The sequence below is a fragment of the Lentzea alba genome (genome assembly GCF_047445655.1).
GTDB classification, from domain to species: Bacteria; Actinomycetota; Actinomycetes; order Mycobacteriales; family Pseudonocardiaceae; genus Lentzea; species Lentzea alba_A.
Map to the genome: position 1 here is coordinate 58048 of NZ_JAJAEG010000012.1, position 25271 is coordinate 83318.

20 protein-coding genes are annotated in these 25271 nt (G+C 67.8%); 10 read left to right on the forward strand and 10 right to left on the reverse strand.

Going from position 1 to position 25271, the window contains the following annotated elements:
- Positions 1-33: 33 nt before the first annotated feature.
- Positions 34-1548 carry a M28 family peptidase gene (locus tag LFM09_RS20910; RefSeq protein WP_414098189.1) on the reverse strand — a complete coding sequence of 505 codons (1515 nt, stop codon included), beginning with the start codon at positions 1546-1548 and terminating at the stop codon, positions 34-36.
- A 107-nt stretch (positions 1549-1655) separates the two neighbouring features.
- Here LFM09_RS20910 and LFM09_RS20915 point away from each other — a divergent pair, with 107 nt between their 5' ends.
- Complete coding sequence (locus tag LFM09_RS20915; RefSeq protein WP_414098190.1) at positions 1656-2396, forward strand: lipopolysaccharide core heptose(II) kinase RfaY; 741 nt, start codon at positions 1656-1658, stop codon at positions 2394-2396.
- On the opposite strand, the gene LFM09_RS20920 is transcribed toward LFM09_RS20915, so the two are convergent.
- Together LFM09_RS20920 and LFM09_RS20925 are read right to left on the reverse strand one after the other, a co-directional pair.
- Complete coding sequence (locus LFM09_RS20920; RefSeq protein ID WP_414098191.1) at positions 2313-3137, reverse strand: ABC transporter permease; 825 nt, start codon at positions 3135-3137, stop codon at positions 2313-2315. The genes LFM09_RS20915 and LFM09_RS20920 overlap by 84 nt on opposite strands.
- Positions 3134-4072, reverse strand: a complete 939-nt coding sequence (locus tag LFM09_RS20925; protein WP_414098192.1) for an ATP-binding cassette domain-containing protein — start codon at positions 4070-4072, stop codon at positions 3134-3136. Before LFM09_RS20925 ends, LFM09_RS20920 begins: the two co-directional genes overlap by 4 nt.
- A 101-nt stretch (positions 4073-4173) precedes the next feature.
- On the opposite strand from LFM09_RS20925, the gene LFM09_RS20930 reads away from it, so the two are divergent.
- Together LFM09_RS20930 and LFM09_RS20935 are read left to right on the forward strand one after the other, a co-directional pair.
- On the forward strand, positions 4174-4926 hold the full coding sequence (locus LFM09_RS20930; protein WP_414098193.1) for a TetR/AcrR family transcriptional regulator: 753 nt from the start codon (positions 4174-4176) through the stop codon (positions 4924-4926).
- A 207-nt stretch (positions 4927-5133) separates the two neighbouring features.
- Positions 5134-5901: an anti-sigma factor family protein gene (locus tag LFM09_RS20935; protein ID WP_414098194.1), complete on the forward strand. Its 768-nt coding sequence runs from the start codon at positions 5134-5136 to the stop codon at positions 5899-5901.
- Between the two features lie 74 nt (positions 5902-5975).
- On the opposite strand, the gene LFM09_RS20940 is transcribed toward LFM09_RS20935, so the two are convergent.
- Genes LFM09_RS20940 through LFM09_RS20955 form a run of 4 tightly spaced genes read right to left on the reverse strand, consistent with a single transcriptional unit; the run spans position 5976 to position 11484 of the window.
- The gene (locus LFM09_RS20940) at positions 5976-7391 is read right to left on the reverse strand and encodes a nickel/cobalt transporter (RefSeq protein ID WP_414098195.1); all 1416 of its coding nucleotides are present in this window, start codon (positions 7389-7391) and stop codon (positions 5976-5978) included.
- A complete protein-coding gene (locus LFM09_RS20945) occupies positions 7388-8689 on the reverse strand; it encodes a hypothetical protein (protein WP_414098196.1) in 1302 nt (433 codons plus the stop codon). Before LFM09_RS20945 ends, LFM09_RS20940 begins: the two co-directional genes overlap by 4 nt.
- Complete coding sequence (locus LFM09_RS20950) at positions 8686-10284, reverse strand: DUF4331 domain-containing protein (protein WP_414098197.1); 1599 nt, start codon at positions 10282-10284, stop codon at positions 8686-8688. Before LFM09_RS20950 ends, LFM09_RS20945 begins: the two co-directional genes overlap by 4 nt.
- Before the next feature lie 27 nt (positions 10285-10311).
- Complete coding sequence (locus tag LFM09_RS20955) at positions 10312-11484, reverse strand: pyridoxal phosphate-dependent aminotransferase (RefSeq protein WP_414098198.1); 1173 nt, start codon at positions 11482-11484, stop codon at positions 10312-10314.
- A 202-nt stretch (positions 11485-11686) separates the two neighbouring features.
- Here LFM09_RS20955 and LFM09_RS20960 point away from each other — a divergent pair, with 202 nt between their 5' ends.
- The 4 genes from LFM09_RS20960 to LFM09_RS20975 all read left to right on the forward strand — a co-directional run bounded on the left by LFM09_RS20960 (position 11687) and on the right by LFM09_RS20975 (position 19545).
- Positions 11687-13009, forward strand: coding sequence for a hypothetical protein (locus tag LFM09_RS20960; RefSeq protein ID WP_414098199.1), 1323 nt, complete (start codon positions 11687-11689; stop codon positions 13007-13009).
- Between the two features lie 76 nt (positions 13010-13085).
- The gene (locus LFM09_RS20965) at positions 13086-16520 is read left to right on the forward strand and encodes an ATP-binding protein (protein WP_414098200.1); all 3435 of its coding nucleotides are present in this window, start codon (positions 13086-13088) and stop codon (positions 16518-16520) included.
- Between the two features lie 31 nt (positions 16521-16551).
- On the forward strand, positions 16552-19032 hold the full coding sequence (locus tag LFM09_RS20970) for a DNA gyrase/topoisomerase IV subunit A (protein WP_414098201.1): 2481 nt from the start codon (positions 16552-16554) through the stop codon (positions 19030-19032).
- Entirely contained in the window at positions 19033-19545 is a 513-nt protein-coding gene (locus tag LFM09_RS20975; protein WP_414098202.1) for a GNAT family N-acetyltransferase, read from the forward strand.
- 44 nt (positions 19546-19589) lie between these two features.
- On the opposite strand, the gene LFM09_RS20980 is transcribed toward LFM09_RS20975, so the two are convergent.
- From LFM09_RS20980 to LFM09_RS20990, 3 genes are all read right to left on the reverse strand, one after another.
- Complete coding sequence (locus LFM09_RS20980; RefSeq protein ID WP_414098203.1) at positions 19590-20363, reverse strand: MHYT domain-containing protein; 774 nt, start codon at positions 20361-20363, stop codon at positions 19590-19592.
- 140 nt (positions 20364-20503) lie between these two features.
- Positions 20504-20884, reverse strand: a complete 381-nt coding sequence (locus LFM09_RS20985) for a cysteine/serine endopeptidase inhibitor (RefSeq protein WP_414098204.1) — start codon at positions 20882-20884, stop codon at positions 20504-20506.
- Between the two features lie 68 nt (positions 20885-20952).
- Positions 20953-21504: a DivIVA domain-containing protein gene (locus LFM09_RS20990; RefSeq protein WP_414098205.1), complete on the reverse strand. Its 552-nt coding sequence runs from the start codon at positions 21502-21504 to the stop codon at positions 20953-20955.
- A 90-nt stretch (positions 21505-21594) separates the two neighbouring features.
- Here LFM09_RS20990 and LFM09_RS20995 point away from each other — a divergent pair, with 90 nt between their 5' ends.
- The 3 genes from LFM09_RS20995 to LFM09_RS21005 all read left to right on the forward strand — a co-directional run bounded on the left by LFM09_RS20995 (position 21595) and on the right by LFM09_RS21005 (position 25210).
- Complete coding sequence (locus LFM09_RS20995; protein ID WP_414098374.1) at positions 21595-21969, forward strand: YchJ family protein; 375 nt, start codon at positions 21595-21597, stop codon at positions 21967-21969.
- On the forward strand, positions 21966-22643 hold the full coding sequence (locus LFM09_RS21000; protein ID WP_414098206.1) for a hypothetical protein: 678 nt from the start codon (positions 21966-21968) through the stop codon (positions 22641-22643). The genes LFM09_RS20995 and LFM09_RS21000 overlap by 4 nt, the downstream gene beginning before the upstream one ends.
- A gap of 119 nt (positions 22644-22762) precedes the next feature.
- The gene (locus LFM09_RS21005; RefSeq protein ID WP_414098207.1) at positions 22763-25210 is read left to right on the forward strand and encodes a hypothetical protein; all 2448 of its coding nucleotides are present in this window, start codon (positions 22763-22765) and stop codon (positions 25208-25210) included.
- Positions 25211-25271 lie beyond the last annotated feature (61 nt).

Below are 25271 nucleotides of genomic sequence, written 5' to 3' on the forward strand. Positions count from 1 at the left end.
ACCGGTCAACGACCGGTGCGACCTCTGGTCCAGTTAGGACTCAGAACCCTGCGGCGCGCGTCCGTGCGACTTGCCGGGCGCGCGCACGCCGTTCACCGTCGACGTGTCGAACGCGAACGTGATCACCGCGACCGCGATGGCGTCGGAGTTGACGTCCAGCGCGGTCAGGTTCAGGTTCGACCGGTCGTCGCACGGCTGGTGGTAGCACGGGTCGAAGGCGATGCCCGCGGTTCCGCCGTACAAGGCGGCCTGTGCCGGCGTCTTGACTTCCTCCGCACCGGTGAACAGGCCACCCGCCGGGATGTTGACCGCGATGAACGGCCCGTAGTCCGAACGCCCGGAGAAGTCCGTGTCCTCGGACGGCAGACCCCGGTCGGCGTAGAACTTCTCGAACACGTCCTCGATCTCCGCCGACCCCGGCGGGATCGGGACCGGCGCCGTACCGCTCGAGTCGTCACCGTCGTAGATGCCGAAGAAGTGGTTCGGCGACCCGACCATGTCGAAGTTCAGGTACAGCGCGATCTTGTCCTGCTCGGCCTGGGGCAGGTTGGCGACGTAGTGCTCGGACCCCAGCAGGCCCTCCTCCTCGGCACCCCACCACGCGAAGCGGACCTTCGCGTTGGTCTTGACCTTGCTCATCTGGATCGCGGTCTCCAGCAACGCCGCCGAGCCGCTGCCGTTGTCGTTGATGCCAGGCCCGTCCTGCACGCTGTCGAGATGCGCGCCGGCCATCACGACGTTGTTCGGGTTGCCGTCGTGGGACTCGGCGAACACGTTCCACGCCGGCCGCGTCTCCTCGGTGAAGTCGACGACGACCTGGACCGTGGCGCCGGGGGTGAGCACGATGAGCTCCTCGGCAACCGCGTAGGTCGCGAACACCACGGGAATCGTGAGGCCCGCCGCGTCACCGATCGGCGTGACCAGGCCGGTGCGGCCGGGCTGGCCCTCGTTGAACAGGATGACCGCCGACGCGCCGGCGGCCTGTGCGTTCAACGCCTTCACGGTGAACCCGCAGGTGCCGCGCTGCAACATCGCGATGCGGCCCGCCACGAACCCGGCGAAGTCAGCGGCGTCGCACCCGCTGGTGCTGGTGTTCGGCACCGGCGCGGGCGGGACGATCACGTCGACCGGCTGGATCACGCCGGTGGCGGCACCCTCGACAGGCTGGTCGAAGCCGTGGCGGTTGAACTCGGAGTCCCGCGCGAACACGCGCGGGGAGGGCGCGAGGCGGTCGAGCCGCGAGTTGTCCTCCACGTACGGGAAGTCGAACTGCTGCACGGTGGGCGAGTAGCCGGCCGCGTTCAGCTGCGACACCACGTAGTTCACCGACGCCTGGTATCCAGGACGTCCGGCCGCGCGGTCGCCGTGGGTGTCCGCGATGGACTGGAACGCGTCGAGGTGCCGCAGCACTCCGTTGAGCGTCACGGCCTTCGCCAGCTTGGCCGGGGAGTTGTTGTTGGGATCAGCGAGTGCCGGACCGGTGACAGCGAGTGGTAACACCAGCGCTGTCACCGAGACGAGCGCCAAAAGCCGAGAGCGTTGGACCATCGGTGTGCCTCCAAGCAGTGCTTCGTCGCCGCCGCCGAATGCATCCCCCAGGTTCCTTCGTCGCCCGATGTGTCCTGTGTTACACACTCTCTACTGGAGGTGGGTGTTTGTTCCCGTTGCTGGAGACCGCCGTCCGCGTCGAACCGCTGGAGGGAGAAGGTCTCACCAACGTCCTGCACCTGGTGACGCTGGCCGACGGGCGCAAAGCCGTGCTGCGGCAACCGAAAGTCGCGCGCGACCTGCCGAAGTTCGTGGTGCCCGGCGCGCCGCGGGTCCTCGCTCAGAACGCGCGCGGCGACGTGCTCGTCGAGTACGTCGAGGGCAGGACGCTCGCGGACGCGCTGCCGGTGTCCGACGAGGTCTGGGCGCGCATCGGCCGGGCGTTCCGGGTCATCCACCAGATCGGCCTGCTGCACAACGACGTCAACCTGCACAACATCATCGTGAGCGAGCACCGCGCCACGTTGATCGACTGGGACGGCCCGTCGCAGGGCAACCCGCTCGACGAGCTCGCGGCGTTCGAGGAACACCTCTACCTGCACGGAACGGCGCTGCCGCAGGCGTTCTGGACCGGGTACGGCACGAAGCCCGACCCGAACCTGCTGCGGCTGCACCGGATCGCCGGCTGCATCGGCTGGCTCGCCAGTGAGGACTGGCGGGAGTGGGCCGAGGACGACCAGCTCAGCCAGGAGAAGAAGGACAGGGTCCGGAACTGGCGGCGACTTCTCGCGAAGTGGCTCGCCGACCAGCTCCGGACCGACTTGCTAGCGGCTGAGGTTGCGGTACTTCAGCACGGACAACGGCCAGAAGATCGCCACGAACACCGCAGGCCACAACACAGCCAGTAGCAGCGAGTTCTGCGCCGCCCACGAGTCGCCGCCGACTCCGGGGTTGCCGAACAGCTCACGCGCCGCCGCCACGGTGGACGACAGCGGGTTCCACTCGGACACCGCCCGCAGCCACCCCGGCATCAGCTCCGGCGAGACGAACGTGTTCGCGAACATCGTCAGCGGGAACAGGAACATCCACGACGCCTGCGCGGCCTCCGGCTTCACCAGCAGACCCAGGTAGATGCCGATCCACACCAGTGAGAACCGCAGCCACAGGAACAGTGCGAACGCCAGCATCGCGTTCATGAACCCGTCGTGGAACGACCAGCCGATCACCAGCCCGCACAGCGCCAGCACCAGCAGCTCCAGCGAGGAGTTCACCAGGTCGGCGATGCTGCGCCCGGCCACGACGCCGGTCTGCGACATCGGGGACGCGCGGAACCGGTCCGTGACGCCGCGGTCGGCGTCCATCGAGACCATCATCAGCGTGGTGCCGACCCCGAACGCGATGGTCTGGCCGAACATGCCCGGCATCAGGAACTCGATGTAGTCGCCGCCGCCGAAGACGTTCATCGCACTGCCGAACACCAGCCCGAAGATCAGCACCGAGATGATCGGGTAGGCCAGGTTCGCGAACACCCTGACCGGTTCGCGCAGCCAGTGGATGAGGTCGCGCTTGGCGACCACCCACGAGTCCACCAGGGCGAATCGCACCGCACTCAAGCCCCGCGCCTGCGGGGCCACCACCGTGTTGCTCATGCCCGCACCTCCGCCTTGTGACCCGTGATCGCCAGGAAGACCTCGTCCAACGTGGGCCGCCGCAACGCGATGTCCTCGGCTTCGACACCGTGAGCCGCCAGCGCCGACGTGACCCTGGTCAGCGCCGCCACCCGGTCGGCCACCGCCGCGCTGACCCGGTAGGAGTCCTGGTCCACCTCGGCGTCCGGCCCGAGCACGTCCGCGACGAGGGGCAGCTCGTCGGCGTTGCGGACCACGACCTCGATCCGGTCACCGCCGAGCTTGGACTTGAGCTGGTCCGGCGTGCCCTGCGCGGCGACGCGGCCGGTGTCCAGCACGACGATCTGGTCGGCGAGCTGGTCGGCCTCGTCCAGGTACTGCGTGGTCAGCAGCACCGTCGTGCCCTCGGCGACGACCCGCTTCACCTCCCGCCACACCTCGCCGCGGTTGCGCGGGTCGAGGCCGGTCGTCGGCTCGTCCAGGAACAGCACGGACGGCCTGGTGATGAAGCTCGACGCCAGGTCCAGCCGCCGCCGCATGCCGCCCGAGTAGTGCTTGGCCCGCTTGTCCGCCGCGTCGGTGAGCCCGAACTGCTCCAGCAGCTCGTCCGCCCGCGCTTCGGCCTGGCGCCGGGAGAAGTGGTACAGCCGCCCCCACATCACCAGGTTCTCCCTGCCGGTCAGCACGTCGTCGACGGTGGACTGCTGGCCGTTCAACGCCACGTGCTTGCGCACCTGGCCCGCCTCGCGTGCCACGTCGAAGCCCGCCACCTCCGCGCGGCCGCCGTCCAGGCGCAGCAACGTCGCCAGGATGCGGACCGCCGTCGTCTTGCCGGCGCCGTTCGGACCGAGCAGTCCGCAGACCGTTCCCGCAGGTACGGCCAGGTCGAACCCGTCCAGCGCCGCCTTCTTGTCGAATCTCTTGCGCAGGCCTTCCGCGAGCACCGCGTGTCCCACGACTTCACCCCCGTGGCGTAACTGTGTACGAAGTAAACTAGGTGTACGTTGTACACGGTTCTAGGATTCACATGCAAGCGAGATGTGAAAGAGGGGGCTGGGTGAAGCAGAACGACCGGGACCGGGCTGTCCGTCTGCTGTGGGAGCCGCCGGCCGAGCCGACCAGGGGGCCCAAGGCTGCGCTCAGCCAGTCGCGGGTCGTCGAGGCGGCGATGAAGGTGGCCGACGCGGAGGGTGTCGACGCGCTGACCATGCGCCGGGTCGCCGAGACGCTGGGCTTCACCACCATGTCGCTGTACCGGCACGTGCCCGGCAAGTCCGAGCTGCTGGACCTGATGGTCGACGCGGCGTGGGGTGAGACCGTCTGCGCGCCGAAGGGGCCGTGGCGCGAGGGGATGGAGTTCTACGCGCGCGAGGTCTGGAAGATGTACCGCGCGCACCCGTGGATCCTGCAGCTCCCGCAAGCGCGGCGGACGCCTGGTCCGCGCGCGATGGCCAGCTTCGACTGCGCGCTCGCGGTCGTCTCCGAGCTGGGGCTGAAGCCGGAGGAGATGGTCGCGGTCGTCACCGCCGTCGGCCACTTCGTCGACGGCGTCGGCCGGACGATGGCCGACCGGGTCAAGGCCGAACGGGAGACCGGCGTGTCCGAGGAAGCCTGGTGGGAGGGGCAGGACTCGCTGTGGGCGCACTTCACGCCCGACCGGCTGCCTTGGATGACGCACATATGGAACGCCGGCGGCTACGAACGCCCGCTCGACGAGTTTGAGTTCGGGCTTGCCCGGGTACTGGACGGGATTGCGGTCTTCGTGGAGTCCGAGGATCGGCCGGAAGTTCGTCGAGAGACGTGCCTGTAGCCAGTCGAGACACCTTGAGTCGTCCGTTCGAGTGAAATGCGCAGCTCAGACAGCCCATGAACGGTAGTGGCCCGGTTACGTAATGCCATTGTTATGAGCAATCAGAATGAACTCGTTCGCAAGCTGAACCAAGCCCTCCTATCTGCCCGTTTTCCTTGTTGACACCGTTTCGCCGCGGGGGTCGATTCGGGACGACGAGGAGGTCGTATGACAGCTGGCGCGCACGACGCGGTCACCCTGGGCTGCTACGCGCTCGGCGTTCTGGACGCGCACGAGAGTCATGGCGTGGAGCAGCACCTGATGGGCTGTCCGTCCTGCCGTGCGCAGGTCGCCGACTTCCGTCGGATCCGCACGGTGCTCGACGAGGTGCCTCGTGAGGCATTCCTGCACGAGCGTGAAGCCGACCTGCCCAAGCCGTCGGACCTGGTGCTGCAGCGAGCGCTGCGGCAGATCAGGCAGGAGTCCGTCATCCCGCAGCCGCGGGTCGCGGACCCTCGTCCTAGAGCCAGTCCGCGGCCGGTGGAGGACCTTCCCGAACCGCAGCACGCCAAGCCCCGGCGCTGGCCGGGCTACCTCGCCGCCGCGGCAGTCGCCGCGGTGGTCGCGTTCGGGGGTGCCGCGGTGTTCATGCAGGACCAGGCGCCGGGAACCAACATCGCCACGACCCGCACGGGCGAGGCGACGGCGGCCGGCGGGATCAGGCTGGTGGCGGAGATCTCTCCGTCGTCGCAGGACCGCTACCTGGTCAAGGCAGCGATCAACGGCCTTCCGGCCTTGCAGAAGTGCAAGCTGGTCGTGGTCGCGAAGGACGGCACGAAGGTCGAGGCCTTCGCGTGGACCTCGTCCGAGAAGGGCCGGGTCGACGGCGCCAACGTGTCGGGCATGGTCAGTGTCCGGCCCGACCAGGTGAAGTCGATCGCGGTGGAGAACGCCGAGGGCAAGACGTTCGTGGCGGCAGACCTGCCACAGCAGTAAGGATCAAAACGGACAAGGGCCCGGATTCCAGTGGAATCCGGGCCCTCCTTCGTGCCTTCTTACATTGATGTAATTCAGACGGCCTGCAATGTGAGCCATGCTCCTACGACGATCACCATCGCGGCTGTGCCGACGGGTGCGTAATGCGACAGGACGCGGGTGGCACGGCCGTCCAGGAATTTCTCGACGCGGTCCCTGGCTTTCACCAGCAGCAATCCGACGCCGGTGAGAGTGGCCGCCATGCCGAATCCGTAACCGAGGACCAGCAGGACGCCGAACCACGTTCGGCCCAAGGCCATGGCCCCGAGGAGTACGACGAGCGCGGAGGGTGACGGAACCAGTCCGTTGGCCGCGCCCATGCCGATCAGGCTTGCCCGGCTGTAGCCGTGACCGTGCCCGGTTCCGTGCCCATGTCCGTGGCCGTGCCCATGTCCGTGCCCGTGGCCATGACCGTGCCCATGTCCGTGACCGGCACCGGCGCCGACGAGCGCCGGCTCGCGGGTCATGGCCGAGCGCAGCAGCATCACGCCGATCACCGTGATCAGCAGACCGCTGACCAGGCCGAGCCAGCGCAGCACCTGCTCACCGGCCAACGCGCTGGAGGCACTGATGATCAAGCCGAGCACCAGCACGCCACCGGTGTGCGTGGCCGTGACCGACGCACCGACGATGAACGCGTCCTTGGGCGTGCCCTGACGACCGGCCAGGTAGGCGGCGATGAGTGTCTTGCCGTGACCGGGCAACGCCGCGTGCGACGCGCCGAGCATCAACGACAGCAGCAAAGCCAAGAACCCGAGCCATGGCGTGAGGTCGTCGCTGCCCAGGATGTCGTTCAGAGCGGACGCGGTGACGCTCAACGACTGGATGGGGGAGCCGGAGGCCTGCTTCGGCTCGGATCCGCTGCCCGGCTGCGCGGTGAAGGTGACCGAGCGGACGTCCATCGGGTTGCTGAGCAGGTCCTCCGGGTAGGTCCGGAGCTCGTTGCTGATGCTCTCGGTGGGAACCGCGGAGTCGCTGAGCTTGATGCCGGTGCCGGCCGCGGTGATCTCCCGCCAGCCGACCCGGTCGGTGTTCGAGGAGTCGCGGAACTCCAGCTGGGCCGGCCGGTCGAGGTCGACCTTGGCGGTGAACTCGCAGACCAGCCGGGTGGTGATGAGGTCGGCCTGGCCGACCGGGTGTTCCTTGGTGGACCTGGCGAGCGTCCAGGTGATCTCGCGGCCGTCCACAGTGGACCGGTCGGTTCTGGAGACCTCGTCGCACCACTGCGCGGCGTCGCGGGTCTTCAGGTTCTCCTGCAGCGTCGGGATCTCCGCCACGTCGACCACGGATCTGAGGTCGATGCGGTCCGGGTGCAGGTGCAGCCCGTGGTAGTGGTTGACGCTGAAGTTGCCCAGCGGGTGCGCGGACGCCTCGCCGTTGATGAAGAAGATGCCCGCCAGCAGGAGGGCGACGACCAGGACGGGCCGCACGACCCAGCTGGACAGGCTCACCGGCCGCCTCGCAGCTCGGCGAGCTTGCGACCCGCCTTCAGCGCCTGCAGCGGGGAGAAGTTCGCGTTGAGCCGCAACGCCTGGACGAGCGCTTCCTGCGCCTCGGCGACCCGGCCGAGCGCGGCCAGGATCATGCCGCGGTGGTAGGAGAACGTGGCGTTCTGCCAGCCCAGCGCGTTGGCGCGGTCCGAGTACGCGAGAGCCTCGGCGTCACGGCCGTTCATGTGCAGCGCCCACGCCATCGCGTCGGCGACGAACACGCTCTGCCGGCGGCTCCACTCGGCCTCGGCCCGGCGCAGCGCCTGCATGCCGTCACCGCGGTCGGCGGCGACGAGGGCCGCGGCCAGGTCGTCGGAAGCGCCCTGCGACTCCATCAGCCGCTGCTGTTCCGTGAGCACGGCGTACTGCTGGGCGGCCTCTTCGGTCTTGCCGTTGGCCTCCAGCAGCTCCGCGTACTCCTGCAGGTACTGCGGCAGGGGAGCGCGCGCCACCAGCCTGCGGTAGGCGTCCAGCGCCACCGGGGCCTCACCCCGTGCCGCCGCGACCTTGGCCATTCCCTGAGTGAGAGTCATGTCGTCTCCTCTCGCCGCCAGTCCCTGCTCGTAGTGCTGCGCGGCTTCGTCGAGCCGGTTGTGGTCGAACGCGAGTTCGCCCAGCCGGTAGCGGCAGAACGCGATTTCCTCGGGCGTCGCGGCAGCGGTCAGCGCGCGCGTCATCGCGTCGCGGGCGCCGTCGACGTCGCCGTGGAGCTCGAAGTGGAAGGAGGCGCGGGCGAACGATGCCGTGTTGGGCTTGAGGTCCAGCATCTTCTGCACCGCGTCCTGGGCACCCGCGTCGTCGCCGAGCTGCGTCAACGCGTCGGCCAGCACGCCGTAGGCCTCCGCGGAGGACGGCAGTGCGGTGATCGCTTTCGCCGCCCAGTCACGGGCGGCGTGGAAGTCGTGGCGGGCGTTGGCCAGCGTGCCCATGCCGATGGCGGCCAGGCCCGTGTCACCCGCGTTCCTCAGCGCGCCCTCGGCCTTCGCGTAGTACGCGGGGTCGGCCGTGACGCGCGCCAGTTCCACATAGGACGCACCGAGCTGCGCCCAGGAGTCCCGGTCCTGGGGCAGCTTGTGCAACCGTTGCTGCAGCTGGTGCACCACGCGGTGCATCTGGTTCTGCTGTGCCGCGGCGGGAACAGGCTGAACAGGGGGCGCGCCCCCGGCCCTGCTGTCGGCAGGACCGGAGGCGGCGAGGTAGGCAAGCGCCGCGGTGACCAGGAGAACCACCGCGACGGCCTGCCGTTGTTGGTACTTCACTTCGAGTGCGACCCGTACTTGCGGATCTGCTGCTGGCGCTTGCGGAACAACCAGAAGCCGGCGCCGAACACGAACGCCGAGCCGACCGCGGTGGTCATCGCCATCGGGTCGAGGTTGCCGATCTTGCCGACCGGGTTCACCGCGACGTTCGCCGTGTTGCCGTTGGTGTTGACGGCGGTGCCGTTGCGGGGCAGTGCCACGTAGGGGAAGTTCGGCTCGAAGTTCTGGTCGTTCTGGTCGACCTTGTCACCGGTGGCGAGCGCGTCGACGATCTTGCCGGACGCCGCGGCGCCCTCGAACGCCTGGATGCCGATGTCGACCACGTCGTCGGTGAGCCGGCGGCCGTTGGGGAAGCCCTGCGTGTCACCGGCGAGCAGGCCCAGCCGGTTCGGCTGCGCGTTCGGGTTGATCGACATGTTCAGCCGCAGCATCTCGGCCGGGCGGAAGCGGTTCTTGTCCACGTCGGCGTTGTTGATCTGCGAGTTCAGGTCGGCGTTGATCTGCCCGCCGATCTTGGTGCTGATACCGGTCAGGAAGATCTCGGCCAGGTCGTCACGCGGACCCTGCGGTGCCGGGATCTTGTAGATCGCCTCGATCAACTTCGGCAGCTCCGGGTTCACGACCCGGTCGACGAGCTCCTTCACGCCGGCGTCCTGGTCGGGGCGCAGGCCGTTGAACGCGTCCTTGAGGCCCGCGGGGGCCACGATCTCGTTGACCAGCGGGTTGCCCAGACGGGAGACCTGCACGAAGTCGCCCTGCGGCTCCGCCTTGCCTGGCGAGAGCTTCAGGCTGCGCTTCTGCGTGGTGCTCCAGACGCCGATGTTCGGGTTGCGCGTCGCGTCGTTCTTCAACGCCAGCGCCTGCTTGGGCAGCTGGATCGCGATGGTGTTGACGTTGTAGCCGCGCAGCGTGTCCTGGCCGACCTCGCTCAGGTTGCCGCCGTAGAGCAGGTCGAACACCCGCAGGTCCAGGAAGAACGCGTCGTCGGCCGGTCCGACGTAGACCTTGCCGCCGCCCGGGATCTGCACGATCGCCTGGTCGCGCAGCTTCTTGAAGTCCGGCATGGACGCCGGGCCGTTCGGGGACGGCGCCGCCTGCGCGTTGTTGATGAGCTTGACCTTCTGGCCGTTCTCGTAGATGGCCTCGAGGTCGTAGCGCTGGCGGAACAGCAGGTTCTCGTCGTCCAGCGACTCAACGGCGCCGTTGGCGTACAGGAACGTGTTGTTCTTGCGCCGGTCGTCGTTGTGGAACTGCCAGCGCAGGATCACGTCGGCCTTGGCGTCGCCGTCGTTGTCGATGTTGAAGTCGTACTGCGCGTCCTCGGCCCACGGGAAGAAGTTGGGGCCGCCGTTGGGTTCCTGGAACGGGGACCAGTTGCCGACCAGGGTGACGGTGTCCTTGTGGTCAGGACTGACGAACGCGTACAGGTCTGTGTTGTCGATGGCCGGATCGCCCGCGACGAGCGGGGCTTCGCGGTGCGAGGACGCCGTGGCGTTGGTGCCGCCGAACAATGCCGCGTTCACGAGTGTGGCGGCCACCAGCGCGGCCGCAGCCACCTGGCCGCGCCGACCGCTGAGGACGTGCGGTGATGACATCTCTGGACAACCTTTCGGAGAAATGATTCAGGCGCTGTGCATCAGCAGCGACGGTTCGCTGGAGTGGCTTGGGCTTGAGCGGTCTGTCCACCTCGCATTGGTGAAGTCGCGGATGCCTTCGACGAGCCGGTCCACGTCCTGTTCCGGCCGCACGACGAGGCGGGCGAACTTGCTGGTCATGCCGAGCTTGTTGCCGCACTCGCGGATGAAGACCTGGTGCCTCGACAACAGGTGGTCGCGCAGGTCGCGGCCGTCCATGCCGCCGCCGAGCTTCACGAACAGGAAGTTGGCCTGCGACGAGTACACGGTCAGGTCCGGGATCCGGGAGAGCTCCATGCCCATCCGGTAGCGGTCGCGCGACAGCAGCCGCAGGCTCTCCGCGTACTCCGCCTCGTGCTCGGCCAGCATGAAGACGACGGTTTCCGCGAGGGAGTTGAGGTTCCACTTCGGCAGCGTCTTGCGCATCTTGCCGGCGAGACCGGGGTTCGCGACCAGGTAGCCGAACCGGATGCCGTGCAGGCCGAAGTTCTTGCCGAGGCTCTTCAGCACCACCACGTTGGGCCGGATGGACGCCTCGGCCGCGACCGACGGGTTGCGCTCGACCTCCACGAAGTCGATGAACGACTCGTCGATCACGATCAGGTCGAGGTCCGCGAGCTCGTCCATGAACCGGACGATCTCCCGGCGCGGCAGGTAGCCGCCGTCGGGGTTGTTCGGGTTGCAGATGACCGCGACCCTGCTGCCGCGCGTGCGGATGAACTTGATGTACTCGTCGATGTCGAGCTCGAAGTTGTTGCTCTCCTGGAGCAGGAACATGTCGACGCGCTTGTTGCTCTCCATCGGCTGGTCGGTCCAGCGGCCGAAGGTGGGGATGGGGATCGCGACGCTGTCGTGGATCCACAGGTGGTCCATCCACGTGATGAGCTCGGTGCTGCCGTTCGACATCGCGAGCGTCGCCGGGTTGAGACCCAGCACCTTGGACAGCTGGTCCGCGATCTTGCCCGAGTCGCTCGGGTAGAACTTCAGCACCGATTCCAGGTTCTTCGACAGCTCGTCGAACATCTCGGGCGTGGGGAAGTACGGGTTGCACGGGATGCAGAAATCGACGAGTTCCCCGGCTCCGGTCCGCGCCAGCTCGAAGTAGGACGGGCTGTGCGCGGTCTGCTGGAAAAGACCCGCCGAGTCCACACCATGGCGCACGCGATCACTCCGTCCCCTCGGTCCGTTGTTGACAACGGGGCATACGTGCCGGTGTTCATCCCGGTTCACGGGTCCGTTTCGGGAAGGTCTCGGAACGGTCTCGTACGCAACCCTGCGTACTCCGGTGCATCGTCTCGTCGGACGCTGCTTCGTCCGGTGATCGAGAGGCTGTCCTCGGACTGATCGTCGAGGGGAGAATTCGATGCTGGGGAAGTTGCTGCTCGCGGTGTCGTTGTTGATGCCGGTGGAGCCTTCTGGGACTACTGTCCACACCGGACAGATCGACGGCGCGGAATATCGCGTCGAGGTGCCATCTCGTTGGAACGGCACACTTTTGCTCTACAGCCACGGGACCTATCCGGCCGGCTACAACCCGCCTGTCGAGATGGCGTCACGGCCTGCCGCGCGGGACGAGTTGCTGGCTCGTGGCTACGCTCTCGCGGCCTCTCGCTACCGGGTGCCGCACGGGCACGCGATCCCGGACGCGTTGCGTGACCAGCCCGCGTTGGTGTCGTGGTTCTCGCGAGAGGTCGCTCGGCCGCGGCGGGTCATCGCCTGGGGATCTTCTTTGGGCGGGCTGACCTCGGTGATGCTGGGAGAGTCGAACCGCTTCGACGGCGTGCTGTCCCTGTGCGGGGCTCTGGGTGGGGCCGTGATGCGGTCGAACCAGCTGCTTGACCTGGGGTTCGTGTTCCGGACGCTGCTGGAGCCCTCGTTGGAGGTCGCCCGAGTCTCCGATGTTGCCGTGAACGAGAAGAGGGCGGTCGGGGCGATCGACACCGCTTTGGGGAGTGGTCCCGGCCGGGCCCGGCTGGCTTTGGCGAACGCGGTAGCGGGTATCCCGGCCTGGTCGCGGGTCCACGAACCGCGCCCAACCGAGGTGGTCGACGCAGTGACCCAGGCAGCCGTTCACGACCGAACGCTCGCGCGCTCGCTGGCGTGGGGGAGCGGCCGGGCCGACATCGAGGCGCGTTCCGGTGGCAATCCGAGCTGGAACACGGGTGTGGACTACCGGGTGTTGCTGGAGAGGTCGGTTTCGAAGGATCTCGTGCTGGCGGCGTACCGGGAGGCCGGGGTGTCGCTCGAGGCTGATCTTTCGGCGTTGGGTGCGGCTCCTCGGGTGTCGGCCGATGCCGCCGCGGTTCGGTGGCTGCACTCGTTCGGCGATCCGGCCGGCCGCGGGAACGCTCCGGTGGTGACGCTGCACGCTGTGGGTGACCCGACCGGGACGGAACATGAGCGCGCGTACGCCACGCGGGAACGTGACGTTCGCCAACTCTTCGTCAACCGTGCGGGACACTGCATGCACACGGCGGCGGAGGAACTCGTGGCGCTGCGTGTCCTGGAAGACCGCATCTCCGCCGGCCGCTGGCAGTCCGTGCAGCCTGATCGTTTGAACGGTCTCGCAGGTCAGTACGGCCCTGAGATGCGGGTACTCCAGGACTGGACCACGACTCCACCCCGTGAGGAGACCGTGGCGCCCGGCTTTGTGACGCACCACCCAGGACGCTTTCCACGTCCGTGACGGGCGTCCTGCGAAAAATTGTCGGTCCGTGCGGATACCCTGCTGGCAGTCCGCACACAACCAGGGAGCAATACCCGTGACCGCAGAGACCCTGTACGGGGCCGATGACCTGACGCACCTCGAAGGACTCGAGGCCGTCCGCAAGCGGCCAGGCATGTACATCGGGTCGACCGACAGCAGGGGCATCAACCACCTCTTCAGCGAGATCGTCGACAACTCGACCGACGAGGGCGTGGCAGGGCACGCCTCGAAGATCGTCGTGACGCTCCACGCCGACGGCAGCGTCCAGGTCGACGACGACGGCCGGGGCATCCCGACCGACGTGCACGCGAAGTCCGGTCTGTCCGGTGTGGAACTGGTGCTGACGAAGCTGCACGCCGGCGGCAAGTTCGGCGGCTCCGGCTACAAGACCTCCGGCGGCCTGCACGGCGTGGGCGCCTCCGCCGTCAACGCCCTCTCGCACCGCTACGACGTCACGGTGCGACGTGGCGGCAAGGTGCACGAGATGTCGTTCGCCCACGGCGTTCCCGGCGTCTTCGACGGCCCCGGCCCCAAGGCGAAGTTCACGCGCCAGAGCGGCCTTCAGGTCACCGGCAAGATGAAGCGCAACGAGTCGACCGGCACGTCGACCCGCTACTGGTACGACGCCCGCTACTTCGAGAACGGCGCCTCCCTGGACGTCGAGGTGGTGCGCCAGAAGATGCGCAACACGGCGTTCCTGGTGCCGGGCGTGACGTACGTGCTGCGGACCGCGCTGGAAGACACGATCTCCGAAGAGGTCTTCCACTACCCCAACGGCCTGACCGACATGGTCGAGTTCCTGGCCCCGTCCGGTGATCGGGCCGTGTCCGGGACGCTGGTGATCACCGGCTCCGGCACGTACTTCGAGAACGCCGCCGACGAGAACGGCGTGATGCGGTCCAAAGTGGAGCGATCCGCCGAGGTCGAGGTCGCGCTGCGCTGGGGCACCGGCTACGAACGCACCGTCGAGTGCTTCACCAACACGATCCGCAACGTGCACGGCGGCACGCACCGGCGTGGTTTCGACCGTGCGGTGCTGAAGGCCGTGCAGGACGCCATCTCCAAGACCCGCGGGCTGCTGAAGCCCAAGGAGGACATGCCGACCCTGGACGACGTGCTGGAGGGCATGACCGCCGTCATCCACGTCCGCATCCCCGAGCCGCAGTTCACCTCGCAGACCAAGGACGAGCTGTCGACCGCCGGCATCACCAAGGTGCTGCAGGGCATCGTCGACCAGCAGGTGCGGGCGTGGACCGAGGACCGCAAGACCAAGGTCGAAGCGAAGACCGTGCTGCAGAAGGTCGTCGACGCCTCTCGGGTGCGGTTGACGCAAAAGCAGCAGAAGGACGCGGCTCGGCGCAAGACTGCTCTTGAGGGTGCGGCGATGCCGGCCAAGCTGGTCGACTGCCGCACCACGGGTGTTTCGCGTTCTGAGCTATTTCTCGTGGAAGGCGACTCGGCCCTGGGTTGCTTTGTTGGAGAAACGAGGGTTGCGCTCGCTTCAGGTAAGTCTCTTACTTTCGCGGAACTGGTTGACGATTGGGGTAGAGGGGTCACTCACTTCGGTTACGCAACCAATAAAGCCGGAGCTGTCGTTGTTGCTCCCTTGGTCGAGCCGCGGCTAACGAAGAAGAACGCGTCGCTGGTTCGAGTGACCGTTGACAATGGTGTGTCTGTGCGGTGCACGCCCGACCATCTGTTTCGGCTGCGTGACGGCTCGTACCGTCGGGCAGATGCCTTGCATCCCGGCGATTCGCTGATGCCGCTCTATCGCACGCTGTCGTCGAAGCTGGCCGGTGACACGCTCACCGGCTACGAACGGGTCTGGAACAACGCCACTGAGAAGTGGGTTTACACCCACTATCTTGCGGATGGTTACAACATTCGGCATGGGCTTGACAGTGCCAGCGATGGAACTGTTCGACATCATGTCGACGTGAACAAGCGGAACAATGACCCGCGTAACCTTAAGCGGATGACGTGGGAGGATCACCGAGCTCTGCACAATGCAATGATGGTGCAGCAATGGCAGGATCCAGAGTTCCGTGCTGCTTGCCTGGCGAGGCTCGGTGAATTGAACCAGGACCCCGAGTTTCGCAAGCGTTTCGAACAAGGCTTCCAGGACTGGTACACGTCCCTGAGCGACGACGAGAAAGCCGCCTACGCCGAGCGCCTGCGTACCGTGCAGGCCGAGTACTGGGCGAACCCCGAGCACCGCGCCGCGGCCGCCGAACGGGTCCGTGCGTTCTTCGCGCAGCCCGGCAAGCGCGAGGAGTGGCGTGAGCGCTCCTTGGCGCAGTGGCAGGACGAGGAACTGCTCGCGTGGCGTTCGCGCACCACCGTCGAACAGTTCTCTGACCCGGCGGAGCGTCAGCGGCAACGTGACGCGGTCGTCGCCTGGCACGAGGGCAACCCGGAGTTCGGCCGCGAGCACTCGGCGCGGATGAAGCAGCGGATGGCGGACCCGTCCACCGGTCACCTGGAGCGTGTTCAGGCCGGTCGGCGGCGTTACGTGGAGTCGACCCCGCGAGCTGAGCGCGTTGCCAGGCAGGTTGAGGGCCGCCGAATCGCCGCGTTGAAGCGGCTGGCGCCGATGCTGGACACGCCGTCGAACTTCGAGCTGGCGTTGTCCTACGAGCTCGACCGCCGGGAGAACGCGAAGACCGGCCTGAAGTTCCTGAAGGTGCTGGCGCACTACGACGACGACTTCGCCCAGTTGCGGGAAGCGGCGTCCATGGTCAACCACACGGTCGCTTCCGTGGAGGCGTTGCCGGAGCGGGAAGACGTCTACGACCTGACTGTGGACCGCTACCACAACTTCGCCCTCGAAGCCGGTGTGTTCGTCCACAACAGCGCTCGCATGGCGCGCGTCTCCGAGTACCAGGCGCTGCTTCCGTTGCGCGGCAAGATCCTGAACGTCCAGAAGGCGTCGCTCGCCGACACGTTGCGCAACGCTGAGATCGCCTCCATCGTCCAAGTCCTCGGTGCTGGTACGGGTCGTACGTTCGACCTTTCACAGATGCGATACGGCCGAGTGATCCTGATGGCCGACGCGGACGTCGACGGCAGCCACATCCGAACGCTGCTGATCACGTTGTTCGCCAAGTACATGCGGCCCGTGATCGAGGACGGCCGTCTTTACGCAGCCATGCCTCCGCTGCACAAGGTCATGACCCGCGGACGCAACGCCGAAACGCACTTCACCTTCACCCAGCGCCAGATGGAACAAACCGTCGCGAAGCTGGAGAAGGCCGGCAAGACGGTCGTCACGCCTGTGCCCCGGTTCAAGGGTCTGGGTGAGATGGACGCGGACGAGTTGTGGGAGACCACTATGAACCCGACCACCCGCTCGGTCCGACGCATCACGATGGACGATGTCGAGGCCGCAGAGGAAGCCCTTGAGCTGCTGATGGGCGAGAAGGTCGAGCCGCGCCGCAACTGGCTCGTCGAGTCCGCCGCACGAGTCGACCAGTCAGCCATCGACCTCTGAGCCTTTACACAGAAAGAGCTGGAACACAGTCATGGCACGCCGTAAGGGACCCACGACCAAGGTCGACCCCGCCGCGTTCGACCGGGCCGGCGCTCAGGTACTCGACAACTCGCTGAAGACGGAGATCGAGGACTCGTACCTGGAGTACGCGTACTCGGTCATCCACTCGCGGGCTCTGCCGGACGCGCGCGACGGCCTCAAGCCGGTGCACCGCCGCATCCTCTACTCGATGCACGACAACGGTCAGCGACCCACGTCTCCGTACGTGAAGTCGTCCCGCGTGGTCGGCGACACGATGGGTCGTTACCACCCGCACGGTGACACCGCGATCTACGACGCGCTGGTCCGCCTCGCGCAGGACTTCAGCCTCAACGAGCCGTTGATCGACGGGCATGGAAATTTCGGTAGCCCAGACGATGGACCGGCCGCGAGCCGATACACCGAAGCCCGAATGTCCCATGCGGCGATGCAGCTGGTCGGCGAGCTGAACGAGGACACGGTCGACTTCCGGCCGAACTACGACGGCTCGCTCGAAGAGCCGACAGTGCTGCCCGCGGCGTTCCCGAATCTGCTGGTCAACGGCACGTCCGGGATCGCGGTCGGCATGGCCACCAACATGATCCCGCACAACCTGCGCGAGGTCGTGGGCGCCGCGCGGTGGCTGATCACGCACCCGGAAGCGAGTCTCGACAAGCTCATGGAGTTCGTGCCGGGGCCCGACCTGCCGACCGGCGGCATCCTGCTCGGATTGGACGAGGTCCGGAAGGCTTATGAGACCGGGCGCGGCGTCGTGCGCATGCGGGCGAAAGTCGAGATCGGACTGCTGGAGGGCTCTCGCGGCCGTCAGGCGATCACGGTCACCGAACTGCCGTACGGCGTCGGGTCCGAGCGGATCGTGGAGAAGATCACCGACGAGGTGAACAAGTCCAAGCGGCTCACCGGCATCGCGGACGTCAAGGACCTCACCGACCGCGAGAACGGCATCCGGCTCGTCATCGAGTGCAAGGTCGGCGTGAACCCGCAGGCGCTGCTCGCGGACCTCTACCGGCTGACGCCGATGGAGCAGTCGTTCGGCATCAACAACCTGGTGCTGGTCGACGGGCAGCCGCAGACGCTGGGCCTCAAGGAGTTGCTGGAGGTCTTCCTCAAGCACCGGTACGAGGTCGTCACGCGGCGCACGAAGTTCCGCAGGCGCAAGCGTGAGGAACGGCTGCACCTGGTCGAGGGTCTGCTCCTGGCGTTGCTCGACATCGACAAGGTCATCCGGTTGATCCGGGGCAGCGAGAACGCGGCTGCCGCCAAGGACGGCCTGATGAAGCAGTTCAAGCTGTCGGAGATCCAGGCCTCCTACATCCTCGACACCCCGCTGCGCCGCCTCACCAAGTACGACAAGCTCGAGCTCGAGAACGAGCAGGACAAGCTCAACAAGGAGATCGCGGAGCTGACCGCGATCCTCGAGGACGAGGCAGTCCTGAAGAAGCTCGTGTCGACCGAGCTGGCGAACGTCGCCAAGGAGCTCGGTGGCGACCGCCGGACCAGCCTGATCGACGGTGACCTCAAGGAGGTGCTGGCGGCGTCGAAGCCCGCCGGGCCGCTGGAGGTCGCGGACGACCCGTGCCAGGTCATCCTCAGTGCCACCGGGCTCGTCGCGCGCACCGCGGCCGAGTCGGAGGAGGTGTCCGAGGGCAAGCGCAGGGCGGGCCGGGTGAAACACGACGCGGTGGCCGCGACAGTGCACTCAACGGCCCGTGGCCAGATCGTGCTGATCACGAACCTCGGTCGCGCGTTCAAGACAGATGTCCTCCCACTACCCGTTCTGCCTGAACAGAGCGGCACGGTGAGCCTGCGCGGAGGCATGGCGGCCAGCGAGCTGGTGCCGCTCGACAAGGGGGAGAAGGTCGTCGGCATCGCGCCGCTCGACCCGAAGGACTCTCCGGGTATCGCGCTCGGCACGAAGCTCGGCACGGTCAAGGTGTGCTCGCCGGAGTGGCCGGTGCGGTCGGACGAGTTCGAGGTCATCTCGCTCAAGGACGGCGACGAGGTCGTCGGCGCCACCTGGCTCACGGACGGCAGTGAGACGCTCGCGTTCGTCAGCAGCGACTCGTCGTTGCTGCGTTATGACGCGAAGCTGGTGCGGCCGCAGGGGCTCAAGGGTGGCGGCATGGCCGGTATCAACCTCAGCGGTGACGCGCACGTGGTGTTCTTCGGGGCAATTCGCACGGACGACGACGAGCACGGTGAGCCGATGGTCGTCACCTCGTCCGGGCAGAGCGTCAAGGTCACGCCGTTCAGCGAGTACCCGGCGAAGGGGCGCGCCACGGGTGGTGTGCGGTCGCAGCGGTTCCTCAAGGGCGAGTCGCACCTGGTGCTGGCGTGGATCGGGTCCAGGCCTGCTGGAGCGGACGACAAGGGCTCGCCGGTCGAGTTGCCGGACGTCGACCCGCGCCGTGACGGTTCTGGTCACGCGCACCCCGGTCCGGACGTCATCGGGCACCTGATCGAGAGGGATTAGTTGTTCCGGAGGTTCGACGCCGGCGAGGGTGAGGCTTTGGCCGACTTCCTCGCCGGCGAGCCGTGGCCGTTCCACACGGGTTCCCAGGTCGATCGCGCTGACGTGCTCGAACGGGCTGCCCAGGGCTTCTACGACGAGACGTACTGGATCCTGGCCGACGGCGAACGGGCCGGGATCGTGCGGCTGTTCGACCTCGAGGACGCCACGCCGATGTTCGACCTGCGGATCAGCGAAAGCCACCGCGGGAAGGGCCTCGGGCAGGCGGCCGTGCGGTGGCTGACGGACCGGCTGTTCGGCGAGTTCGCGCACGTCGAACGGATCGAGGGCACCACGCGGCAGGACAACGCGGCGATGCGGCAGGTGTTCCGGCGCTGCGGGTACGTGAAGGAAGCGCATTACCGGAAGGCGTGGCCGGACGCGGCGGGCCATCGGCACGACTCGGTGGGTTACGCGATCATCCGGCACGACTGGCAGACCGGCGACACGACGGTCCCGGACTTCCACGACGAATAGCGAACCTGGCGGGGTTTTCGACGTGCACCCCCGCCACGAGGCCCTCAGCGCTGGCCGTGCCGGCGTGACTCGGTCCGGCGCAGCACGCGTTCGAGCACCTCGGCCTCCTGTCGGCGTTCCTCGTCGGGCGAGGTGAGCGCGAGCAGGAAGACGATGATCACGCTGAACCCGGCGCCGCCGACGATCAGCGACATGATCAGGTCCTCGGAGTTGCCCGTGATGACCGAGGCGCGCTGGTTGATCGTGATGTTCATGGCGTGCATGCCGGTGTAGTGCATGCCGGTGACCGCGAGGCCCATCACCAGGGCGGCGCCGAGGACGGCGAGCGGTCCGCTGACCTCCCTCGTGAACCACAGGGCGGCGGTCGCGGCGACGACGGCGATCGCGATGGAGAGCAGCACGGTCGCCGTGTCGTAGGTGATCTCGGCGTTGATCTCGATCGCCGACATGCCGGTGTAGTGCATCGCGGCGACGCCGAGCCCGGTGACCACCCCGCCCGCCGCGAGCGGCCAGAAGCGCTCGTCGTCGGTGCGTCTGAGGGCCAGGATCAGCCCGATGGCGACGACCACGATGGCGACCAGCATGCTCAACAGCGTGATGGGAATGTCGTAAGCGACGTTTGCTCCCATCCACGTGCCGAGCATCGCGGTGAAATGCATTCCCCAGATTCCCAGCCCGCCGATCGACACCGCGGCGACCGTGAGCCACCAGTTGCGTGACGCGCCGGTCGCGTTCCGTGCGCGTTCGCTCGACAACAGGCCGAGGGCTGAGCCCAGGCAGGCGACGACATATGCGGTGATCGGTGTGGCTGTCCCCATGTCCATATGAGAAGGAAACATTCTGGGACTATGGAGTGCAAGACCTGGTGCGGGCTTGTCGAATAGGGAATTCGAATAGGTGAAGCCGGGCGGAGATTATTCGGATATCTCCGCCCGGCCACCGAGGTGTGGTCAGCCGATCAGCCGACGAAGTCCCAGCTCACGCCGGAGACATTGCCCAGGTCGTGGTGGGCCAGCGCGCCGAACGCCGGTTTGCTCAGGTCGATGTGCGTGCGCGCGCACGACGGGCACATGTCGCGCACCGGCACCGTGATCGTCTTCCCCTTGTAGGTGACCCGGACCGACTTCTTGCAGATCGGGTCCTTGTTCGGGTTCGAGTTCGTGAACCAGGCCTTGGACACGGCCACGAGCATCTGCGTCTTGGCGTTGATCTGCGTGCCGCAGGCGCCGTAGCCGCTGTCGTCGTACCAGGTCATGTTCCCGTTCTGCGCGGCCGAGGCCGAGCCGAGGCCCAGGAAGAGGAGAACTGCAAGCGCCGACAAGACTGCAGTGAATCGCATGGGTTCCCTCGTGCTATTGGGCGGCGGGGGCTGTCCCAAACGATCCAGGGTGAAGTCTGGGGAATTCCCTAGTCGATTCCAGCGCTACGCACCTTCGCTTCTGCGATAATGCGCTCCGCCTCGTCGAGCGCGACATTTCGCAATTCTGCCAGGGCGCGCATGGCCTCGGCTCGGCGCGCCGACATGGCGAGCCGGAAGTCCTCACGGATCGACTCCCGTTTGTTCGCGGCCTCCTCGTCCAGAACGCGTGCCCGCTGCTCCGCCTCGCCGACGATCATCAACGCCTTGAGCTGGGCGTCCCTGATCACCTCGCGGCGTTCTTCCTCGGCCAGCGCGACCATGCGCGCCAGTCGTTCGGGCAAGCCCTTCGGGTCGATCGGGGTCAGGCAGATGCGGTGCAGGCCGTCCTGCAAGCCCGCGTTCTCCTCCTGAACCGAGATCAACCTGCTGGCCAGGGCGTCGGCACGGGCTTCGGACGCATCCCGGTCGGCTGTCACCAAGCGCAGCTCGGCCTCGAGCTCCGCCACGTAGTCATCCACTTCGGCGCGGTCGTAGCCGCGCCACCGCAGCCCGAACCACGTGCGCAGCGGTACGAGCTCTGTCCTGCTGTCGACACTCACGTGCTGTCTCCTCTGCCTCCCGCGAGTCAGTCTTGACCGGGAGTACGTATGAGGTGCGACATCGGTTCTAACGGGTTCACCAGGCATGATGTGTGCGTGAACAACAAACTGTGCCCCTGCGGCACCGGTCAGTCCTATGTGGACTGTTGCGGTGCGCTGCACTCCGGTGCCCGGACCGCGGCCACCGCGGAGCAGCTGATGCGTTCGCGTTACAGCGCTTTCGCGGTGTCCGATGAGGACTACCTGCTGCGCACGTGGCACTCGGAGCACCGCCCGGCGAGCGCCGGAATCGACGCGACCGATCGCTGGCTGAAGCTCGAAATACTGGCAACAGAAAATGGCGGATTGCTCCAGAGCGAGGGCGTCGTGGAGTTCAGGGCGCACTATGTCGGGGGCGTCGTGCACGAGCGGAGCAGGTTCGTTCGGGAAGACGGCCAGTGGGTTTACACGGAGGCCGTGTCATGAAGGTCCTGAGCCGGTTCAACGGTCCGCCCGGGATGGGCAACGGCGGCTACTCCGCCGGCCTGCTCGCGGCCCACATCAGCACGAACGCCGCCGCGCCCGTCAGCGTGCGGCTGCGCAAGCCGGTGCCGCTGGACCGCGAGATGGAGGTCCGCGACGGGCAGCTGCTCGACGGCGAGACCGTGATCGCGTCCGCCGAGGCCGCCACCCTCGACCTCGACGTTCCCGCTGCTCCGACGCTCGACGAGGCGCGCAAGGCCGCCGCGAAGGTGCCGTGGCGGGACAAGCACCCGTTCCCGACGTGCTTCGGGTGCGGGCCCGGTCGTGAGGACGGCATCGCGGCGCTGCTCGGCCCGCTGGACGATCGCCCCGAGTGGGCCGGTGTCTGGCGGCCGACGGACCTGCTGCCGAACGACGGGAAACAGGTGCTGCCGGAGATCGTCTGGGCCGCGCTGGACTGCCCGTCGGCACAGCCTGTTGCCCCGGACGGGGGTCCCGCGTTCGTGCTGGGCACTTTCGTCGCCCAAGTGGAGCAGCCGGTGGAACTGGGCGTGGACCACGTGCTCCTTGCGTGGGAACTTGGCCGGGATGGACGCAAGGCGTACTCCGCGTCCGCGATCATCGGCCCTCACGGAGTGTGCGGCCGAGCGCGCGCCGTGTGGGTATCGATCGGATGAGACCAAATAACCCGACTGGGTGACACGGGTGCTGCGCGCCTTGATAGCGTGCACGACCGTTGCCCGATTAAGCCGAAAGGGCGAGTGAACGGGATGGCACGGAGGTGATCAGGCGCTTGATGGGCCGACGTGCCGCCCAGGGCGACCAGCAAACGCAGTCCAGGAGTTCCGGGCAGACGCAGAACACTGCTCAGAACCTCGCGCTGCAACCCGTCGAGCAGCCCCCGGCCGCAGCAGTGCCGCAGCCGGAGCCGGTGCCCCAACGGACGCCGTTCGCGGCGAACTTCGTGGGCGCCACGCTCGTCGTATCCGCGCCGGAAGGGCCTGGCCAGGCCGCTTCCGGTCTTGCCCGCACGCTTCCGGTCGACCGCGGCCGGACCGTTGTCGTGGTCGACTTCCCGAGCGGCGACCAGAGCACCTTCTGGCCGCACGTCGTCACCGCGCTCGGCGGCCGCGGGCCGATCCGGCTCGCCGTGTCGCACGCCGGAACGATGCGCCCCACCGCGCCCGCGCAGTGGCTGGCCGAGCAGCTGCAGGCCGAGGTCGTGGCGCCCGACGGCGTGCTGACCACGGTTCCCGGTGCCGCGTTCGTCGTGGGCACCCAGGGCTACGGCAGCTGGGTGCGGTTCCAGCCGAACGCGTCGCCGATGCCGTTCGGCCGCCGCTTCCCGGTGCCGCAGTGGGAGGCGATGGACCCGAACTCGCCGTGGCCGACGGGCGAGATCGGCATCTCCGAACCCATTCCGTCCGGGTTGTGGTTGCGCGCGCAGCAGCCGCCGTTCGACCCGGCCGCCCAGGACGCGCGCCCGATCGTGGCGCTGCCGTGCCGGGACAACGTGCTGACGGTCGTCGTCGGTGGCCCCGGCCAGTCGGCGATCCCGACCGACGAGGTGGTCCGGTTGCTGACCGCGCTGCCCCAGGCGGCTCGGTCACGCGTGCGGCTCGTGCCGTACGGCATCGACACCGCTCTTGGCCGGTTGGTCGCCGACCAGCTGGGCGAGCCGATCGCGATGTTCACCGGCCTGCCGGTGGGCAACCTGCGCTCCGGCGGTCCCGCGGTGATCGCGGTCGACCCGCGCGGGCAGCAGACGTGGCGGCCGTTCGTGACCGAGGTGCTGTGCACCCCGCACGAGGCCGTGCCGGTCGTGTCCGGCTACCGGACCCCGGTGCAGGGCCTGTCCGAGGTCGCGTCCGGCGTGTTCTCTCTCGGCGACGGCGTCGTGCTTGAGGTCGTGCCCTCTGGCTTGTGGGTGCGCGAACACGACGAGCCCTACAACGCCGCTGAGGTGCGTTCTCAGCCCGTTGATCCGGAGTGGGCACGTCTGACCGTGGGCACGCCGGGGCGCACCACGCCCGGTGCTGTTGCGGTGCACGGCGCTGCTCTCGTGGAACGCCTTGAGCCTGAGGTGCGCAAACTTCTGCGTGTCGTGTTCTGCGACGCGAAGGTGTCCGCGCCGCCGCCACCTCCTCCACCTGCTCCTCCCGCGCCACAACACGCAGCGCCCGCGCACGCTGCGGCCGAGGCTCAGCCGACGTTCGGCACCCAGCCGGCCACGGTCGCGGCGGCGCTGGGTGCGGCCGCGCAGGTGTTGTCGATGCGTGACTCGGCGGACAACGGCACGGGTTTCTTCGCCGCGGTCACACCGGCCGAGCCCGAGCCCGCGTACGTCGGCATGGCACCCGCCGAGCCCGCCACCGCGATGGTGACGCAGCACGCGCTGGACGACCCCGACGAGGCCGCCTTCCCGTCGTCGGACCCGGACGCAGCCGCCGTCCGGTTCCGCGTGGACGGCCCGTTGCCCGTGCAGCCGCTGGCCTCGTGGGAGCTTCCGGCTCAGAACAACGGTGAGCGCGAGACCATCGGCCCGGACCACAGCAGCTCGGACATCGAACGCGATGCCGTCCGTCGCGCGCTGGGCGAGCGTTACGGCGTGCACGCGGCGACGGTGTGCCGCCTGCTGGCCCAACGTCCGGACGCCGAGGAGGACCCGACGGCGTTCGAGGCGATGGTCACCGACCTGACGGCGTTGCTCGCGTGTGTGTCGCAGGACGAAGAGATGGTCATCGACACGCTGCGGATGGGCCGCCTCGGGCGGTTGCGTCCGTACGTCGCGTGCATCGTCTCCGGTCTGAACCGCCTGCCCGTGCACAACGGCGTGGCGACGGTGTGGGGCCAGAGCGGCCCGACCGGCCCGCGCCGCTACCGCAGCGGCGACGTCCTGGTCGAGCACGGTCTGCTGGACGCCATCGCGAACCCCACGCACCGCGTCGAGGGCACCACCGAGTACCTCCTGTGGTCGGTCACCGGCCGCAGGGTCGAGGTGGCCGACCGCGTGGCCGTGGCGACCGAGGAACGCGTGGTCTTCCCGCCCGGCACGGCTTTCCGCGTGCTGGCGGTCGCCGAGGCCGAGGGTGATCACCCGCAGCAGGTGCTGCTGCAGGAGATGGCCGGGCCGGCGGCGGACCAGGAGATCGCGGCGCTGCGGCCGAGCGTGCTCTCGCAGCTGGAACGGGCGGCGGCGAACCTGCGCGTGCTGCCCTCACACCAGGTGCCGGTGCAGGCCTGAGCGCTCACCTGGGCATCCGTTACGCCGAGCCGGCGGTCGGCTCGCTTCGCCTCCACCCACC